Annotated in this window: 20 protein-coding genes; 6 read left to right on the top strand and 14 right to left on the bottom strand. The window is 32.0% G+C overall.

Annotation, left to right across the window (positions count from 1 at the left end; genetic code table 11):
• Positions 1 to 375: 375 nt before the first annotated feature.
• From HOY35_RS05310 to HOY35_RS05260, 11 genes are all read right to left on the bottom strand, one after another.
• Complete coding sequence (locus tag HOY35_RS05310; protein ID WP_172212825.1) at positions 376 to 798, bottom strand: hypothetical protein; 423 nt, start codon at positions 796 to 798, stop codon at positions 376 to 378.
• 10 nt (positions 799 to 808) lie between these two features.
• Positions 809 to 1,297, bottom strand: coding sequence for an ATP-binding protein (locus HOY35_RS05305; protein WP_172212827.1), 489 nt, complete (start codon positions 1,295 to 1,297; stop codon positions 809 to 811).
• A gap of 9 nt (positions 1,298 to 1,306) precedes the next feature.
• Entirely contained in the window at positions 1,307 to 2,119 is an 813-nt protein-coding gene (locus tag HOY35_RS05300) for a conserved phage C-terminal domain-containing protein (RefSeq protein ID WP_249641525.1), read from the bottom strand.
• Positions 2,120 to 2,140: 21 nt separating this feature from the next.
• Positions 2,141 to 2,446, bottom strand: coding sequence for a hypothetical protein (locus HOY35_RS05295; protein ID WP_172212829.1), 306 nt, complete (start codon positions 2,444 to 2,446; stop codon positions 2,141 to 2,143).
• Positions 2,447 to 2,449: 3 nt separating this feature from the next.
• Positions 2,450 to 2,860, bottom strand: coding sequence for a hypothetical protein (locus HOY35_RS05290; protein WP_172212831.1), 411 nt, complete (start codon positions 2,858 to 2,860; stop codon positions 2,450 to 2,452).
• Positions 2,847 to 3,074 (bottom strand): hypothetical protein, encoded by a 228-nt coding sequence (locus tag HOY35_RS05285; RefSeq protein ID WP_172212833.1) that lies wholly within the window; start codon positions 3,072 to 3,074, stop codon positions 2,847 to 2,849. Before HOY35_RS05285 ends, HOY35_RS05290 begins: the two co-directional genes overlap by 14 nt.
• Complete coding sequence (locus tag HOY35_RS05280) at positions 3,071 to 3,571, bottom strand: hypothetical protein (protein WP_172212835.1); 501 nt, start codon at positions 3,569 to 3,571, stop codon at positions 3,071 to 3,073. Before HOY35_RS05280 ends, HOY35_RS05285 begins: the two co-directional genes overlap by 4 nt.
• A 145-nt stretch (positions 3,572 to 3,716) precedes the next feature.
• On the bottom strand, positions 3,717 to 3,965 hold the full coding sequence (locus HOY35_RS05275) for a hypothetical protein (RefSeq protein ID WP_172212837.1): 249 nt from the start codon (positions 3,963 to 3,965) through the stop codon (positions 3,717 to 3,719).
• Between the two features lie 49 nt (positions 3,966 to 4,014).
• Complete coding sequence (locus HOY35_RS05270) at positions 4,015 to 4,296, bottom strand: hypothetical protein (RefSeq protein ID WP_172212839.1); 282 nt, start codon at positions 4,294 to 4,296, stop codon at positions 4,015 to 4,017.
• A gap of 14 nt (positions 4,297 to 4,310) precedes the next feature.
• The gene (locus HOY35_RS05265) at positions 4,311 to 5,081 is read right to left on the bottom strand and encodes an ORF6C domain-containing protein (RefSeq protein ID WP_172285818.1); all 771 of its coding nucleotides are present in this window, start codon (positions 5,079 to 5,081) and stop codon (positions 4,311 to 4,313) included.
• Positions 5,082 to 5,094: 13 nt separating this feature from the next.
• The gene (locus tag HOY35_RS05260) at positions 5,095 to 5,277 is read right to left on the bottom strand and encodes a helix-turn-helix transcriptional regulator (RefSeq protein WP_172212843.1); all 183 of its coding nucleotides are present in this window, start codon (positions 5,275 to 5,277) and stop codon (positions 5,095 to 5,097) included.
• A gap of 241 nt (positions 5,278 to 5,518) precedes the next feature.
• Here HOY35_RS05260 and HOY35_RS05255 point away from each other — a divergent pair, with 241 nt between their 5' ends.
• The 5 genes from HOY35_RS05255 (at position 5,519) to HOY35_RS05235 (ending at position 9,398) form a co-directional block, all read left to right on the top strand.
• Positions 5,519 to 5,887, top strand: a complete 369-nt coding sequence (locus HOY35_RS05255) for a helix-turn-helix domain-containing protein (RefSeq protein ID WP_172212845.1) — start codon at positions 5,519 to 5,521, stop codon at positions 5,885 to 5,887.
• Entirely contained in the window at positions 5,871 to 7,019 is a 1,149-nt protein-coding gene (locus HOY35_RS05250; protein WP_172212854.1) for an ImmA/IrrE family metallo-endopeptidase, read from the top strand. Before HOY35_RS05255 ends, HOY35_RS05250 begins: the two co-directional genes overlap by 17 nt.
• Before the next feature lie 67 nt (positions 7,020 to 7,086).
• A complete protein-coding gene (locus tag HOY35_RS05245; RefSeq protein WP_172212856.1) occupies positions 7,087 to 7,548 on the top strand; it encodes an SHOCT domain-containing protein in 462 nt (153 codons plus the stop codon).
• Positions 7,549 to 7,702: 154 nt separating this feature from the next.
• Positions 7,703 to 8,125 (top strand): DUF3788 family protein, encoded by a 423-nt coding sequence (locus HOY35_RS05240; RefSeq protein WP_172212858.1) that lies wholly within the window; start codon positions 7,703 to 7,705, stop codon positions 8,123 to 8,125.
• A gap of 124 nt (positions 8,126 to 8,249) precedes the next feature.
• A complete protein-coding gene (locus HOY35_RS05235; protein WP_172212860.1) occupies positions 8,250 to 9,398 on the top strand; it encodes a site-specific integrase in 1,149 nt (382 codons plus the stop codon).
• Here the strand turns inward: HOY35_RS05235 and HOY35_RS05230 are convergent.
• The 3 genes from HOY35_RS05230 to HOY35_RS05220 all read right to left on the bottom strand — a co-directional run bounded on the left by HOY35_RS05230 (position 9,341) and on the right by HOY35_RS05220 (position 12,098).
• On the bottom strand, positions 9,341 to 10,054 hold the full coding sequence (locus HOY35_RS05230) for a response regulator transcription factor (RefSeq protein WP_172212862.1): 714 nt from the start codon (positions 10,052 to 10,054) through the stop codon (positions 9,341 to 9,343). The genes HOY35_RS05235 and HOY35_RS05230 overlap by 58 nt on opposite strands.
• A gap of 125 nt (positions 10,055 to 10,179) precedes the next feature.
• Positions 10,180 to 10,557 (bottom strand): RidA family protein, encoded by a 378-nt coding sequence (locus HOY35_RS05225; protein ID WP_172212864.1) that lies wholly within the window; start codon positions 10,555 to 10,557, stop codon positions 10,180 to 10,182.
• A gap of 551 nt (positions 10,558 to 11,108) precedes the next feature.
• Complete coding sequence (locus HOY35_RS05220; RefSeq protein WP_172212866.1) at positions 11,109 to 12,098, bottom strand: 4-hydroxy-3-methylbut-2-enyl diphosphate reductase; 990 nt, start codon at positions 12,096 to 12,098, stop codon at positions 11,109 to 11,111.
• Between the two features lie 153 nt (positions 12,099 to 12,251).
• On the opposite strand from HOY35_RS05220, the gene cysK reads away from it, so the two are divergent.
• Complete coding sequence (cysK, locus tag HOY35_RS05215) at positions 12,252 to 13,181, top strand: cysteine synthase A (protein ID WP_172212867.1); 930 nt, start codon at positions 12,252 to 12,254, stop codon at positions 13,179 to 13,181.
• The last annotated feature ends 78 nt before the right edge of the window (positions 13,182 to 13,259 follow it).

The raw sequence follows: 13,259 nt of genomic DNA, 5'->3' as shown, positions 1-13,259 counted from the left end.
AAATGGATTCATGATAGCTTCTTCTAAAGAAGCAATTTCTTTTTCAATTTCTTTTTTATTCCTCAGCAAATCTCTAACATGATTTCTAGCTGTGTTACTTACTTTAACTGTTTCTTTCAATCTATCACTCACCTCTTCCTACTTCAGCCTAATTGAATTATGATACCTTTTTTCTGGTATCTCTTCCAGTTTCACTGGTACAATTTCATATAACTTATTGCTGCATCTTCTCTTCTTAAAATCTAATTCAGCTAAAGATAAAATACTGTATAATAACGCTTCATTTTTGCTTGTTCGCTGGTGTGGTCTAGGATATCTGTAATCTGTACCATATACCCACTTCTTTGACTTCTTCGCTCTTATTGCGTACATAATTCATACCTCTTGATTAGCAGTATTATCTATTTCATCTAATGCCAGCTCAATCATTTCAAACAAGTCCATTTTATTATTTGATATCATGCGAGCGTATAGATCATCTAATTCAACTTCGGGATGTTCAATCTCTCGTGTTGACTTGTAAACTTCATATTCTAAGCTATGAAGTTCATCGCACAATTCATATAACTTTTGAGATACCTTTTTAAAATCGTTAGTTTCAACAACCTTATTAATTTCGTTATAGTTAAATGCTTTTTGTAATTTATTATATGTTTCAAGAATTAATATAGTATCTGCTTCATACTTGCTGTACTTACTTCTAAAAGATTGATGTTCAGGCGATGATTTAAATTGTTTTAAATAATCAATTATCGCTGGTTTCAACATGTCATATCTTGCTTGACCAAATTTATCCATTTTATACTCCTTAAAATTTCATCTTTAAACGTCTATCATTCCCCTGTGCTTTATAAACATCAGTTTTATCCATATTTTCAAGAACTCGGCTCAAAATTCTATCGCCGAATAATTCAGCTAGTTCATCGCTTCTAAGATTAGTTGTGATGATATATATTGCTTTTTTATATTCTAAAATTCTGAATAGCTGATCTATTTCCCATTCGGTAGGTTTTCGACCTCCAAAATCATCTAACACAATTACATTAGGTTTAGTTCGTTTGCTGACAAATCTGACAGGCGAATAGTCGTTATACTTTAACATCGCTTGTTTCATTTTACTTAGAAGCTCTGGAACAAACATCACTCGTCCATTAAATTGTTTAGCTATTTCAGTAGCAAGATACGTTTTACCACGTCCTGTCTTTCCTGTTAAAATATAATTGTGAGTAGCACCGTTTTTAATTTTGTTTACAACTTGATCAAAATATTTTTGCTTATCTTCACTATCAAATTTCATGCTTACTCCTTAAAATAAATTATCCATAGCACCATCATCATTTCTGTAAAGCGATGCATTAAATGGCTTCTGTGGTGCAACCTCGTTTAAATAACCATCAAACTTTGGACTGAATAATGTTGAAGGTCTTAAATAAGTTACCATATCAGGATTACCAATCCAGTCATTATATTTTTTATCAATTACCTTTTTAAAATCATCTAAGCTATATCCGTCTTTAAATCTTGCTTTAATTGGTTTTAAATTACCCTCCACAAATTTAAAATTTTTACTTAACTTTTGATTTAAATATGCTATTGGTATTCTAAACTGATAATTTTCTGGATTACCTTTTTTTACCTGTTCGATAAATACATCATTGAGCCATTTTGGAAATTCATAAGCGGGTTGTTCGACATTATCTTTTTTAAATTCACTTAAATTAGATTCACTTATATTATCTTTACTTATATTGTGGCAACCATTGGTTGCCATTTGGTTGCCATTTGGTAAACCGTCATCTAAACAAGGTACTTTCGGACTAACTAAATCAATATATTTGCTAGGTGTATACCTGTCTTTTCGTATTGCATTTTGCTCACGAAAATCGACTATAAAATAAACCATTTCATCATTTAAAGCTTTAATAAATCTCTTTACGACAAGTAAGCCAAGACTATCATCACTAGCGCCAATCATTCTAACTACTGGGAACGCTTCAACAACACCATCATCATCTGCATTAAGTATTAAATGAAAATATAATGCTTGTGTTTCTAGTGGCAGTTTTAAAAATTTTTGAGTTTGAGCAACTGTTTTACTTATCATTCTTCTATTACCCAATATTTACCTCCTTCCTATAAATCAAACGTCCAAATCATCAGGAAAAACACCTTTAAAAACATCGCTTTCTTTATATTTTTTATGACAATTCGGACATTGAATAAATGATTTTGGATGATTAGGGCTAAAATTTTTGGGATAGCCTACTTTTTTACCAAAATTATCACCTTTATTACCATATCCAGTTTCAATAAAATCAAATCCATAAACTTTGATAAGCTGTGTACCGCACTTTTCACAAAGGACATCTATAAAGCAGCCTGTTTCTTTACCACCCACTCTTATATACCTGTCTTTTAAAGTGAACATCTTTTTTAATTCAGTCATAACTTAGCACCAAAAAACGCAATCATATATATCAGCACATTTCAATATCATCGTTTCTAAGCCATCTTCTTTAATGAACGAGCAAATATATTCATCAAACGTTTTAAATCGCTTAGGATTGCTTTTATTTAATATTTCGGGTGGTTCTAGATACAATTCTAATCGTTTATTCCACAATGAAATTAAAACCTCTACCCCTTGATAATATTTTGACATCTTTGAATTTACATCGGTTGTTTTCATCATCTTTTCATATTGATTACCTAGTTCTTTTTCAATTAATTCAGCAACTTGTCCGGGCTTTGAAAATAAAAGGCGCTTTCTGCCATTCATTATTTTTTTAATTGCTCTTTCTCTTACAACTTTATCCATAACATTTGCAAACAATTCATCAGTTAGTTTAATATTTGACATTTTCTAACACCTCCACCGTAATTCTCTCGTTATAATCACTTAAAGCTTTGATGGCAAATACCAAACCGTTTAAACCATTGATATCACTTGGTGATAAATTATCACAACTACTCAAATGATCGTTTACATAGGTATCTAATCCTGTAATCGCATTTTTTAATTGAATAGCAGAAATCATTACATCATTTGAATCTACTTTGTTATTTTCACTCATGCCAATACCTCCGATTTAAAAGTACCATTCATCTTAAATATTTCTTTTTCAAGCATTTTACAGATGTATTCTTTACCTTTTTGCTCATTGAGATATTTTGTATATGTATTACTTGAGATTACTCTACCTTCACGCTCACCATATTTATCAATGCATAAGCTAACTAATCGACCAACCATTTTGTTGTGTTTAACTTTTAAAGGTAGCTTGTGTAAATCACTATCTGAAATATTGCATTTCATAAGCTGAAGGTATTCTTTTTCTTCAACATTCAATTTGATTCTGTCTTGCATAAACATATCTTCCATTAGTTTAGAGACGGCTAAGACCGCAAACATAGCTAATTCGCTATCATGTTCATTGTGATAATCCATATCTTTATCTTCAACCAATTTTTTGACGAATGATTGGGCTAATGAGTAACCTGTAATTTTACGAGCAAAATCAAAATCTTGTAAATTTCCCTTATAAGTTGGTGCTAAATCTAGTACGTGCATAAAATTTTCCTCCAATTATTTAAAAATATTCAATAATCTGCTATAATTGGGAAAGAACATATAGGTAAAAACCTACATTTATCGCCTTTATCACTGTCCACCAAGACTATTTGTGATAAGGCTTTTTCTTTTCCATTCATAACTTTTAATCCTCGATTTCATAACCTAATAATTCATAAATTAATGGTAAAGTTGTTTCAAGAATATGGTTTGCGTGTCCTTTCGCCCTATCTAATGCACTTTCAGTATGATCAACACCATCAAGCTTATATGGATATTGTTTATTAGCTTCAAGCGAACCAGTATCAACCATAATATCTCCAATTTTCGTTAGTAAATCTTTTACAGACGGCTCTGTTTCCTTGTTTTGCTCCAATTCAATAATTTTTGCCATGCTTCATTCCTCCGTTAATTCTCTTTTTTATTAATTGCTTGCCGTGCGATTAATCTCTATATTTTTTATATTTTCTAAAAAATTCAATAACATCTGCAGTTTCATAAAATATCTTTCCGCCCTCAATTGGCTCTGAACGTTTTAAACCAAGTTCTTCATACTTAGCCAACGTATTATAAGCCAAATCATATTCATCAATTAATTTCTTTTGACTGATAAACTTGGGCTCTGTTAATAAAATTTGACGTTGCTTTAGTTCTTCGTCTACTTTTTCAAAAACAAAATCAATCAGCTTATCAATCGCTTCTTGATTCAACAGGGATATATCCATAAGTTCCCCCTTTATTAAAATAAAGAAATCTGACTAATTTTTGCTTTAGTTACAGAGGACGGCTCCCAAGAATAGATAAACTCTAAAACACTTTGAAAATCTTTATCTTTAATCCGCCCACGATTAGGAACATTAAAAACTTGTTTCACACTAGAATTAAGGTCTCGATACAGCATACTGACTGCTTCTTTCCCTAAATGACGGTCATTAGCAAATTGATAAACTTTATTGCGAACATGGCGCCCGATTGTGCCTACATCCTCTGAAGTAATCAGCTTATTTTCTTCAAAGCTAGTAATACGGCTCTCGACATCATCTAAACGCTCATTTGTCTCCTCGTTCGCTTGTAATGCCAATAATGTTAAATCTCGTGTTGATTTAGGGATTTTGAATTCTTGTTCTTTTCTCATACTGAAATAGTTATCAACTAACTGATCATAAATTTCCCAAGCCTTATCATCTTCAAGAATTTTAAGCAGCTTCGCATATCCACGTTCTGATAAAATAAATACTGCGTTTGAATTTCCCCATTGTGCTTTAGTAAAACCAAATTTCAAAAACACATCACTCTCAGTGATTTGTTTTAAATCAATCAAATCTACTTCTTGTACAAATCGCTTCATATTTCTGAAAATTGTTTGATTAATAGTTCTAACTTCTGTTCCATGAATTTCTGCAATATCTTTAACCAACATTGCTTTCTTATCTTCTCCGAACCCTCCTTCAATTCCTGTAAATTGAATTGAGCCAATTGTTTGTGTACCTGTTACTTTTAAATTTGTCATTTTATAATCCTTTCTAATTTTTAAATAAATCTTCAACACTAATTTCAAAATACTTTGCAACCCTTAAAGCAAAATCTAATCTAGGTTTACTTTTGTTCCATTTTGAAATAGTTCCATTCGAAATTTTTAAATGTCGTTCCAATTCCGCAATAGTAACTCCTCGTTCCTCTGCTAGTCTTTTAATTTTGTCATACACAGATTTCCACCTCCATCAAGTAGTTTTGTTTCTAAAAATGTTTAAAACAATTGACAAATATTAGCTTTTATTCTATTATGAATGTATAGAAAATAATCTAACATGTCGAGTAGCAAACAAGTTATGAAACTGAATTAAAATTTATGCTCCCTCAAGCACATCTTCAGTTTAATAGTTTTGTTTCTATTTGTCAATAGTTTTATTTCTATTTCTAGATATTTTATCAGAGTGGAGAATTATTATGAATACTAAAGAAATAATCAAAACTTTAGCTGGACAAAAAGGGTTAACCCTTGCAGAATTAGAAAGAAAACTCGGAATATCGAATGGTACTATCGGAAAATGGAATTTAAGAAAACCAAATTCTGAGCCATTGGAAAAAGTCGCAGATTATTTTAATACTACGACAGATTACTTACTAGGTAGAACTGATAATCCTTACAAACCCCTACCGGCTTCTGAAGATTTTGATGAATGGAATGATGAAGAGGAAGAAATACGTATTATTCAAAGAGCTGCGAAGAAAATGAGTGATGAAGATAGGAAAAAAGCAATAGACTTATGGAAAGTAGCTTTTGATAAAGCTTTTGAAGATGAAAGAAAAGATTAAACCGAATTTTAAATTTGCAAAAGAAACTGCATATAAAGTATTAAAAGAGGCAAACATACATACTTTTCCCATCCCTATTTTTGATATTGTAAATCAAGTTAAAACATTAAAAGTGCTTTCATATAAAGAAATGTCAGATTTAATTGGAATCTCCGAAGGTGATGTTGCAAAAATTTTAGCTTTGTCCGATGAAGGAGCTATTGGCACTTATGGAAAAAATAGGATTATCATACTTTATAACTCAGATATTTCAGAAAAAATGATTGAGCGAATTAGGTTCACATTAGCTCATGAACTTGGGCATCTTTTTCTTGATCATCCACACTCGACCCAAAACTCAATTTTATCAAGAAATAGCATCACAAATCTTGAAAATAAAACATTTGAAATTGAAGCTGATTTCTTCGCAAAAGAACTATTAGCGCCATCTTTCTTTGTAAATAAAATTGTACCTTTAGAAGTGTCAGAAGTATCAAAAAAATTTGAAATTAGTAATGAATCTAGCAAGTATGCAATAGAAAATGTTGTTAAATCAATCAATTATGGTGGATTAAGATTAAATAATTTAACTCCCCCTACTTGGTTTTCTGAAGTATTCAATAAATTTAAATTTATTGATCGAAAAAGGAATTTAAACTTGGTTGGAATGACGTTTGATAATGAAAATACTTGGTATCCTACTTATAAAAAAATAGTTTATTGTTCAGAATGTAAGACAATCATTTCAATAAATTCTGAAGAAAATCATCAATATTGTACCAGGTGTTCAAGCTCAAAAAATATAGAAATAAATGAAAAAAATTATTTTAGATTTCATGAAATGGAGGAGCAAAATATTTTGAATTACACTACATTAAAAGTGGATAATGACGGTCGGCTACAAGATAAATGTCCTATTTGTGAAAATGAAAATCTTCAAAATAATTATTGCTCTATCTGTGGAGTATACATAATTAATGAATGTTCAGGAAAACATGACGTAGTCTATGAAAATGGTTATGTAGAAGAAGAAGAAAGTCCCCATTGTGATAAAAAATTGGGAGGTGCTGATAGATTTTGCAGTATGTGTGGCGCAAAATCTTCGTTTTTCGTCAATGGCCTATTAAAGAAATGGGAGGATGAACCATTTTAAATCAGTTGAATAACACTATATGAACTAAATTGTGATTGATTAGTATCCAAATATTTAGGAGAAGCGAATGGAAAAAGAATATATTTTTAAATCAAATGCAAAAGCATACATCAAAATTTTAGATGATAAGATAATAATCACGAAAAAAGGGTTATTAAATGCAATTAATCAAGGATTGAAAGGCGAAAAAACGATATTTATTAAAAATATATCTGCAATTCAAGTGAAAAAGAACGGTCTTACAACTGGATATCTACAATTTTCATTAATCGGTGGCGGAGAAAGCAAGGGTGGTGTAACTGCTGCAGTAAAAGATGAAAATACGATTTTATTTAATAATAAAAAAGAATACAATCAAGCGTTAGAAATAAAAGAATATATAGAAAATTTAATTTCGGTAGGTGAACACCATATTTCTCAAGAAAAAAGCATTCCCGAACAGTTAAAAGAATACAAAGAACTGGCAGATATTGGAATAATTACAAAAGAGGAATTTGACTTAAAGAAAAAAGAATTATTGAATTTATAACAAATAAAAAACACGTTCCCACCGACCAAAGTTTGAACGTGTCTAATCGAAAAAAATCAACCTAAAGCTAGCCAGTGTAAAGCAGTCCAGCCCAAATAAGCCTATATATAGCTCAATTAAAGATGGTTACACCATGTCTAAAGGAGGTAATACAATGTCACTAAGTATGTTTGATAATAAAGATTTTCAGCCAACAAACGATGATATTCAAAGTAGTTATGATGAAACTAAATATATACTTTGGCAAACGATATGTCACTTAATTAATCAAGATTACCCTAATGTTCTTGAAGAGTGGAAATTCTATAGCAAAAAGGCTGGATGGTCTTTAGTTATCAAAAGTAACAAGCGAACTATGATCTATTTAATCCCCGGGAAAAATGAAATTAAAGTTAATCTTGTTTTTGGTAGTAAAGCTACAGAGCATGTTCTCCGAGGAGACTTTTCTGATAAGGTTAAGCGCTTGCTCAATGAAGCACATAGTTATGTTGAAGGTCGCTCTATAATGTTTGATGTTATTAGTAAAGAAGACGTTGATGAAATTTCACGATTATTGAAGATAAAAAACAAATATTAGTAAAAGATATACCTTCTCAAAAAATGGGCTTATTTTTTGCACCCTAATTATATCAATTGAAAGGAGTGATGCCAATACTTTATCCTAACAAATTGCTTGCCGTGCGATTGGAAAGGATTAATTTATGAAAATAAAGAAAATAGTTTTAAAAAATGGAGAAACACGTTATCGATCAAGTGTTTTTCTAGGTAAAAATGAATTAACAGATAAAGACGTAAAGAAAACAATTACTGCAAAAACCGAAAAAGAATTGATTAGAAAAGTAAATACTGCAATTGTTAAATTTGAAAGACATGGATCAATGAATGATTTTAATGCTAAAACATTTGGTGATTTTTTTAAACTTTGGTTTGAAAGCCATAAACCGAATATTAAAGATAGTTCAATTCATTACATAAGTTCAATGTTTAACCTTCATGTACTGCCTATCTTAGAAAATCTAAATATAAAAAAAATTACACCTATTTTTATGCAAAATATTGTAAATGGCTGGGCAGATACTGGTAAAGATATTTCTAGCTGGTTTATATATACTAAATTAGTATTTGAATTTGCGAGACGAATGAGACAAATTGAATATAACCCAATGTCCGATATCCTAATGCCCAAAAAACATATAAAAGAAAACCAAAAGGATAAGTCTTGGTCTAAAGAACAATTGTTAGCATTCTTCAATTTTATAAATGATAAAAAAAATTTATCGTCAAAATTTGATAATTTAACATTTATAACCGCAATACATTTAATCGCATATACTGGGTTGAGAATTGGCGAAGCAAAAGCATTAAATTGGGCTGATGTCGATTTTAAAAATAAAACTTTACAAGTAACAAAAACTCTTAGCAGGGCTGGTAAAGATTTTATTATAAGCACGCCTAAAACTAGAACGAGTATACGTAGTATATATTTAGATGATTATACTATCAAAGTCTTAAAAAATTATCTCAATCAGCAAAGAAGGCACTTGTTGAAAATAGGAACTAACAGTAATAAAATTCTATTTACTAACGATGGTAGCTCCTATATGTCTGCAGCAACTCTCAGAAAATTTAAAAATTTACAGATAAAAGCAGGGCTACCAGTAATTACTATACACGGTTTACGTCACACACATACTTCTATTTCTTTGGAAGCTGGTGCAAGTATTAAAGAAGTTCAAAATAGGTTAGGTCATGCCAATTCTAGCATCACACTAGATATCTATACTCATGTCAATCAAAATAAGCTGAAGCAAACAGGTGAAATATTCGCTGATTTCATTAAATCATCATAACTGCGTAAAACACTGCGTAAAAATAAAAAAAGCTGTTTTATTGGGTTATAAATCCCTTTAAAACAGCAATATTTTAAAAATGGTTGTTTAATTAGCTCATAATCAACATTCCAAATTCCTTTAAAAATTGTTTGATTGTCAACTAAATTATAATCGGCAGCCGTTAAAATACTAAAAAGCTGAAATTCTTTTTTGGATAAAACAATCGGTACACCATCAATGATTAATTTATGATTGATTACTTCTACATGATGTTTAATAAATTGGTCACTGACCGCTTCATCATAAATACTATTTAAAAAGAACGGGAATTCTGCGCTTTGCTTTAGATGCTTTGCCAATTCATCTGTTAATTGCGCTTTAGAAATCGGATAAGAAAGGTAGTAATTATTCTCATCTTCATTTAATGTCGAAAGGACAACCACTGGTGTTTTGAGCTGCTTCATTTTAATAATACACTCAGGTTTTAAATCACTTAGTATAGCTTGATTTAAAATAACTAAATCAAAGGCTTCACAAAAGTCCGTTTGACCTTTTGTAATTTCGGATAAACAGCTTGCCGAAACCATCACCTCATAGCCTTTAATTTCCAACGTTCTCTCAAGCTTCCTAACGGATTCAGCATCTCTTGTAATTAATAATAATTTTTCTTTCATTTGAACAACCCTTTCCATATATCCTTTTAATTGATTATAAATTATTTTAATTTAAATAGCAAGTATTTTTAATTAAATTTTAATTATTCTATCATCTAAATATAGGAAGAGTGAATCAAAATTAGTTATTTAACAAGAGCAATAACTTCAATTTCAATTAGGACATCCTTGGGTAAACGAGCAACCTCAACAGCGCTTCTAGCAGGAAAATCAGCGTTGAAGGCCGTCTTATAAACCTCATTAAATGCTATAAAATGCTCAATATCTGATAGGAAACAAGTCGTTTTAACAATATGATCGAAATCTGTGCCAGCTTCTGTTAGAAGCGCACCAATATTTTTTAACACCTGCTCTGTTTGTGCTTCAATCGTTGTACCGATTACTTCACCTGTTTCTGGTGATAATGGAACCTGACCTGAGGCAAATAAAAAACCATTTGCAATTTTTCCTTGAACATATGGTCCAATTGCTTTGGGCGCCAAATCTGTGTGTACTGTTTTCATAAAAAGCCTCCTAAATATTATTTATCTTGAAAGTAATTTCAAAATTAACTTGATTATATCAAAATTTTAAATATTAAAAAAGCTGAGAGTGCTTGTTATGACATGCTCGAACGGTAGATATTCATTTTCAAGATAAAGGAAATTTGCCAATTTATTGGCCTAATTGACTTATTGATGATAAATGAATATCTCGGGAGAGCACTGTCAAGCACTCGAGGCTAGATTATTAAAAAAGCTGAGAGTGCTTGTTATGACATGCTCGAACGGTAGATATTCATTTTCAAGATAAAAGAAATTTGCCAATTTATTGGCTTAATTGACTTATTGATGATAAATGAATATTTCGGGAGAGCACTGTCAAGCACTTGAGGCTAGATTATTAAAAAAGCTGAGAGTGCTTGTTATGACATGCTCGAACGGTAGATATTCATTTTCAAGATAAAGGAAATTTGCCAATTTATTGGCCTAATTGACTTATTGATGATAAATGAATATCTTGGGAGAGCACTGTCAAGCACTCAAGGCTAGATTAAATTAAAAAAATAATTTTTTTAGTCTTTATTTAACTGTGTTTTTCGCAAATACGCCATTCGATTGGCACGCTTATCTTCAAGAGCTTTGGCCTTACCACGCGGCAAAATCATTTCTGGTGATACTTGGGAGGTCAATTTTTCTCCAGCAGCAATGCGATGAATTTCTTTAATCACCTCACGAACAATTGGAGTAGGTGTCGAGGCACCAGCAGTGATACCTACAACTTCAACATCATTAAACCACTCTGAACGAAGCTCACTAATATCAGCAACCCGTTTGGATGGCACGTCTGCTTGCTCATTTGCAACCTGTGCTAAGCGATTTGTATTATTACTCTTTGGATCGCCTACAACAATCACTAAATCACAGCCTTTGGCTTGCTCAGCTACAGCCTCTTGGCGTTCCTGTGTTGCTTGACAAATATCCTGGTGGATTTCTACACTTGGATACTTCTCCTTAACCTTTGCCATGATTGAATCTACATCCCATTGACTCATCGTCGTTTGATTCGTTAGGAAAAGATTGCCAGTTAAATTTAAATTTTCCACTTCTGCGACATTGGAGATTAGATGAATTTTTTGTGGATTAATACCAATCACACCTTCAGGCTCCGGATGACCTTTTTTTCCAATATAAATAATTTCATAGCCCATTTTTAATCTTAATTCAACTAATTCATGTGTTATTAAAACATCAGGACAGCTGGCATCAACAATGGTTAATCCCTTCTCTTTTGCTCGTTTAACTACCTGTGGACTGACCCCATGTGCTGTAAAAATCACAGTACCTGCATCAATTTTTTCTAATATTTCCAATCTATTTGGTCCATCCAAGGTTTGAACACCAATCGATTCAAAACTGTCAGTAACATGCTTATTATGAACGATCATTCCTAAAATATAAATGGGGCGAGGGAGCTCTGGCGATAAGGATACATTTCTAGCAATTACCATTGCATCAATTACGCCATAACAATACCCTCTCGGGCTAATATTTACTATTTTCATTATCAAATACCTCAAATAATCATTTATCATAGTTTCAATCTATCACTCGATAGAAGAAACATTCTTTTTTTTTATCTATCTTCCGAGTATACTAGAAATGGTAAGGAACATAAAATATTATTTACTAAATTTATCTTTTTGGAGGAAGCCACTATGTCAGCTATTTACAATAAAGTCTTAGAACTTGTCGGTAATACACCAATTTTAAAGGTTAATCATCTTGTCCCAGAGGATGCTGCAGAGGTCTATGTTAAGCTTGAGGCCTTTAATCCAGCAAGCTCAGTTAAGGATAGAATCGCCCTATCAATGATTGAGGCCGCAGAAAATGAAGGCAAAATTAAACCAGGTGATACAATCGTTGAACCAACGTCTGGTAATACTGGCATCGGTTTATCTTTTGCTGGCGCTGCCAAAGGCTATCAAGTTGTCATTGTAATGCCTGAAACCTTCTCAGTTGAACGCCGTCGATTAATGCAGGCATACGGTGCAAAGCTTGTTTTAACACCAGGTGCTGGTGGTATGAAGGGGGCAATCGCTAAGGCGAAAGAATTAGCAGAAGAAAACGGCTGGTTCTTACCACTTCAATTTGACAATCCTGCTAATCCAAACATTCATGAGGAAACAACAGGACCTGAAATCATCGAAGCATTTGGCACAACTGGCTTAGACGCTTTTGTTGCAGGTGTTGGTACTGGTGGTACAATCACAGGAGCCGGTCATGTTCTAAAAAAAGCAAATCCAAACATTAAAATCGTTGCCGTTGAATCTGCAGAATCACCAGTCTTATCTGGTGGCAATCCTGGACCACATAAAATTCAAGGTATTTCTGCTGGCTTCATTCCAGTTGTCTTAGATACAGACTCTTATGATGAAATTATTCAGGTAACAGGTGATGATGCCATCGCTACAGGTCGTGACTTTGGAACCAAAGAGGGCTATTTAATTGGTATTTCCTCAGGTGCCGCAGTTAAGGCAGCAATTGAGGTTGCCAAAAAGCTCGGCAAAGGCAAAAAGGTTTTAGCAATTGCTGCAGATAATGGCGAACGCTATTTATCAACTGCTTTGTATGAGTTTGAAGATTAATAATCGATAATTAATAATTGATAATTAATAATTAATCGTTCATGAATAAAAAAATGTCATCTCATTTTACAAATTGTA

It is taken from the genome of Enterococcus sp. MMGLQ5-1, assembly GCF_013155265.1.
Lineage (GTDB): Bacteria > Bacillota > Bacilli > Lactobacillales > Streptococcaceae > MMGLQ5-1.
Note: the sequence above shows the minus strand (reverse complement) of the source record. Positions and strands in the feature narration are given on the sequence as shown.